Source organism: Bacillus sp. LL01, from assembly GCF_001037965.1.
Window position 1 is genome coordinate 1 of record NZ_LFEL01000143.1, and the last position, 4,793, is coordinate 4,793.

Annotated in this window: 6 protein-coding genes; 1 reads left to right on the forward strand and 5 read right to left on the reverse strand. The window is 40.8% G+C overall.

Annotated features, from left to right (window positions below):
* Positions 1–576 (forward strand): glycine betaine ABC transporter substrate-binding protein (locus AB685_RS26525; protein ID WP_047973593.1); only part of this gene is annotated, 576 nt, incomplete at its 5' end.
* Positions 577–601: 25 nt separating this feature from the next.
* On the opposite strand, the gene yabG is transcribed toward AB685_RS26525, so the two are convergent.
* The 5 genes from yabG to AB685_RS26550 form a co-directional block, all read right to left on the reverse strand.
* Complete coding sequence (yabG, locus tag AB685_RS26530; RefSeq protein ID WP_047973594.1) at positions 602–1,474, reverse strand: sporulation peptidase YabG; 873 nt, start codon at positions 1,472–1,474, stop codon at positions 602–604.
* Positions 1,475–1,524: 50 nt separating this feature from the next.
* Entirely contained in the window at positions 1,525–2,403 is an 879-nt protein-coding gene (rsmA, locus tag AB685_RS26535) for a 16S rRNA (adenine(1518)-N(6)/adenine(1519)-N(6))-dimethyltransferase RsmA (protein ID WP_047973595.1), read from the reverse strand.
* Complete coding sequence (gene rnmV / locus AB685_RS26540; protein WP_047973596.1) at positions 2,400–2,957, reverse strand: ribonuclease M5; 558 nt, start codon at positions 2,955–2,957, stop codon at positions 2,400–2,402. The genes rsmA and rnmV overlap by 4 nt, the downstream gene beginning before the upstream one ends.
* A 124-nt stretch (positions 2,958–3,081) precedes the next feature.
* Positions 3,082–4,362, reverse strand: coding sequence for a G5 and 3D domain-containing protein (locus AB685_RS26545; protein ID WP_047973597.1), 1,281 nt, complete (start codon positions 4,360–4,362; stop codon positions 3,082–3,084).
* A gap of 228 nt (positions 4,363–4,590) precedes the next feature.
* Positions 4,591–4,793 (reverse strand): TatD family hydrolase (locus AB685_RS26550; RefSeq protein WP_198530599.1); only part of this gene is annotated, 203 nt, incomplete at its 5' end.

Genomic DNA, 4,793 nt, shown 5'->3' on the forward strand with positions numbered 1-4,793 from the left:
TATGGAGAAGACGTTGAATTACATGAGATTTGGTATGAAGGCACTGGCCTAGGTTTAGCTGTACCATCCTACATGGAAGAGGTTAACACAATTGAAGATTTAGTATCGATGCAAGATGAGGTTGACGTTGACCAAATTGTAGGAATTGATGCTGGAGCTAGCTTAATGGAGCTTACTCGTCAAGCGATTGAAGAATACGACCTTCCTTACACTCTCATTGAAAGTTCTGAACCGGCTATGTTAAGTGAACTTGAAAGTGCGTATAACAACGAAGAAAACATTATTATTACTGCTTGGAACCCACATTGGATTTTCTCTGAATATGACTTAAAATATTTAGAAGATACAGATCTAGTATACGGTGAAGCTGATGATATTTATTGGATGTCACGTACTGGGTTTGCTGAAGATTTCCCAGAGATCGAAGAATGGTGGAACAATTGGTACATGACTGATGATCAGTTAAGTGATTTAATGGCTGTTATCAATGAAGTAGGTGACCCTGCTGAAGGCGCAGAGCAATGGGTTGAAGATAATCGTGATTTAATTAAAGAGTGGACTGGATCCGCTGAATAACATAGCTAACTATAAAGAGTACCAGTCATTCTTCTGACTGGTACTCTTGTTTTATCGGCATTCCCCGCCTCATAACGCCACGCGTTTCGATCCCACCTAAACCTTTTTCACCGGTAATCGTATTTCGCAAGACATCCCAAAGGCCAATACCGTCCATAAATGATGTTAAGCTAACTTTAGCTGCTATAAAAACGGGGTCGAGCGCATGAATATTGACTCGTTCAGGAGAACTTGCAAAATTAGCACCCGCTCTTATTAACGTCTCAAAATGAGATTGGCAAGCACCCGCAAAAATCACCAGTTCGTCTCTGTGTGCCACATGTTTTCTAGCAATCCTGACACATTCTGCAAACTGTTTGGTGTGCCGATAAGAACGTAAGTCGTCCTCATCTCCCTTTCCTTTCAGATAAGCATCATGACCTGTGATGACCACAATGTCTGGTTGAACCATCTCAAGTAAGGAACCAATTTGTGCAGGCATTTCCTTTTCAGCTATATGAACTCCATACACAGGTATCCCTAACCGCTCATATAACTCTGTACATTTACGCAAATAGAGCGGATCCCCGTCAACATGCAAAACACGACCACGCAACTCAAAAAAAGATGATTCTGCTTCATATCCAGATGTGGACTCATATTCATTTCGCTCTTTCWTTAGCTTAGCATCTTGCCTAAAAAGGCGGTAGGAGTTCAATTCTGTCTCTAGAGCTTGTTTCCTACGCTTTGTTCTCTCTTCTTCAGAGATGAGCACTATATCCTCTAGAGGGGCATCTGCTACTAAACGCATCTCTTCTCCAACAAGCTCTACTGTATTGCCTATGATTTTGTGAACGCGAAATACTATATCACATTTGTAGGAAAGCCGAGCCACAATATCTCCAGTTTTTAATTTCATCGGCACTTCCCCCTCTCAACTCAGCCTATGTGAGAGAAAGAAAAACTGTGCTAAGGTTGAAGAATTTTGTAAAGAGTATCACTTAAAGTGCCAAACTCTTCAATTGATAACGTTTCACCACGTCTTTTAGGATCTATATTTGCTTCTGCTAAAGCCTGTTCAATTTTTGGTTTTTGTTCCTTTGAAGCTAAATTATGAATAAGGTTATTTAAAATCGTCTTTCTTCTGTTAGCAAAACTTGCATGAAACACTTTAAAGAAATACTGTTCATCTATCACATCAACTGCAGGAGTCTCTCTAATTGTTAAGCGCAAGACAGCTGAATCAACTCTAGGTTGGGGTACAAAAACCGAAGCAGGAACCGTTAACACTTTCTCCGCCTCTGCATAATACTGCGCAGCAATTGATAATGATCCATAATCTTTTGTACCTGGCTTTGCTGCTATTCTTTCTGCCACTTCAGCTTGGATCATGACCACAATTCCTCTAATCGGCAACTTCAATTCAAGTAATTTCATGAGAATTGGCGTCGTGACATAATAGGGAAGATTCGCTACCACCATTAGATCCTGGCTATCTTTGAAGTGGGTTGTAATCGCCTCGTTAATATCTGCTTTTAAAACATCCGAGTGAATCACTTCAACATTATCATAAGGTGATAGCGTGTCTTTTAAGACCGGTAATAATCGTTGATCAATCTCGAATGCAACTACTTGATCAACTCTTTTAGCTAACTGCTCGGTTAAAGCTCCAATCCCAGGCCCAATTTCAATCGCACCTGATGTTTCATCAAGACCTGCAGCATCTACTATATTCCGTAAAACATTTGTATCGATTAAAAAGTTTTGACCTAAGCTCTTTTTAAAACTAAAGCCATGCTTCTTTAAAATTTCTTTCGTGCGTATCGGTGTGGCAATATCCTTGTTCATTGTTGTTCCTCCCTGTATACCTCAATAAGTGCTTCCCTAAATTCAGATTCCGTTATGTGAAACGTGTGAAGTCGTTTTAACAATTGCTTTCCATTCGCATACCCAATTTTAAGCAATATTCCAAGATGTTCACGACGTTGTTTAGCACGCGGACCTCCTATAAGACCCGCAGCATGTAAATCATCCCAAGTAATCGTCTCTAGCGGCTCCTCATATGTTCGTAGTACATGACTAAGCGCCATACGAATTGCTTCAATTGATGCATTTTCAACACCGAGGTCATCTCCATTTTTTGAGATGGCTTCGTTTTTTGGAAGGAAAGCATGCTTACATCCTGGGACATGTTCATTTACCACATTTCTAATCCGCTCACCCGGATAATCCGGGTCTGTAAAAATAATCACACCTCTCCGCTCTTTGGCAAGGGCGATACGCTCTAGACAAGCTTTATTAACGGCAGAGCCATTCGTTTCAATCGTATCAGCATCTACTGCTCTTTGAACCGCCACAGTGTCATCTCGACCTTCTACGACGATCACTTCTTTAATTTTCATTCACAAACTCCTTTATTAACCCTACTTATCCTTACCATGCTCAAAATAAATTGTTCTCTATATTGTAGACTTTTTTTTCACAAAAAAAAAGCACAGAACGATAACGCTCTGTGCTGATAAGCCATTAATCTAAAATAGTAATTTTAACTGACTTACGTCCCCAACGTGTAGCCTCTTCTTTTGTTGGAACATGAACATCAATTTTATTTCCTTTAATCGCACCACCTGTATCTCCAGCAACAGCTGTACCATAGCCCTCTACGTGGACTTTTGAGCCTAGCGGAATCACACTTGGATCTACTGCGATCACTTTCATATTACGATTATTATTCAAATTAATTCCAGTTGCCGTCACTCCGCTACAACCACTGCAAGAAGCAGTATAAGCCGTCGCACTAACAGTCATTGTGCGACCTCCACTTTGTTTAGATTCGCTCTCAGATGACGAACTTGAATTGTTATTACTTGCAGGAGTTGGACTAGGTGAACTCGTTGGTGCTGGTTTCGGACTTGAACTACGAGATACGGTCTCAGGAGCAGGTCTTGTTCCTACAGCAACAATCCGATCTTCACTCTCTTTTACCGTCTCGGTTTTCACTAATTCACGAGAAATTTCTTCTCCATCCTCAAGCACCACTTCAAAATGTTTATTCACCTGGCCTTTGGCACCAGCATTTACTACTTTTTCCTTACCATTCTCAAGATCATCATCTCGTTTTGTAACCGTGCCAAATACAACGGTTTCTTCCACCACATCGGTGACTTTTTCTACCCGTATCACTCGAATATCTGTTGCTTCGTCTAAGCGTTCTTCTAACGCAGGTTCGACTCGGTCAAGTTCTCCTAATGAAACATTTTCTCTCTCTAAAAAGTCAGCGACAGTCGTCGAAGTTGTCCAAAACTCTTGTTGTTCACCGTCACTTGTAAGCTCAACTTGAAAGGCAGATTCATAGTTTACAACTAAATCTTCAGTAATTGCCGTATTAACTGCTGGTTCAATGTGATCGTGATCAGTATATTCAATATTTTGTTCGGCTAAAAGCTGTTCAACGTCTTCAGCAGTCGTCCATACATTTTGCTTTTCTCCATCAATTGTCATTGCTACTTGCTTTGCAGGTTGCCACGTTACAAGCATATTTCCATCAATTTGAGAATCTAGTGATGGTTCTATATGATCATATTCGTTAACATCCCATTCTTGCTCCATCATCAATTCAGCAACAGTTGAAGCATGTGTTTGAACGGTTACTTCTTCTTCATCAACCATAACCGTAACTGTTGCCTTCGTCGTCTCGTATACAGCGTAAATGATCACGCCAACGAAGAGAATGAGACTTATGACGGAGATGACTAGTTTCATACCAGAACCATTACCTGGAAGAAACCGGCGTATATTCGCTTCCATGTCATCCATTCCTCCTTCTCAACGTTCGAATTATAAACACTGTACCTCCTTTTTGTCAACTGATTAAATATGGGTATCGCGCCACATCTACTCTATTATCTATGAAAATGGCATGATTGGAAACCCTAACTTCTCGACACGTCCACTCTATGCGTGACGTTTGTCGTGTAGAACTATAACGAAACAGAAATATTCTAGACAAGCCCCGTCACGCTTTGACAAAAGCGGCTATCGAATTATGCCAAAAAGTCTTTTAGCATTCTCTCTTGTTTTATTCGCCACCACTTCTAAATCCACCTCTTTAAGCTCAGCAATTTGTTCCGCTACAAGCTTAACGTAGGCCGGCTCGTTACGTTTWCCGCGGTATGGATGTGGCGCCAAATAAGGACAGTCCGTTTCAATTAGTAAACGATCCATCGGTACATGCTTCG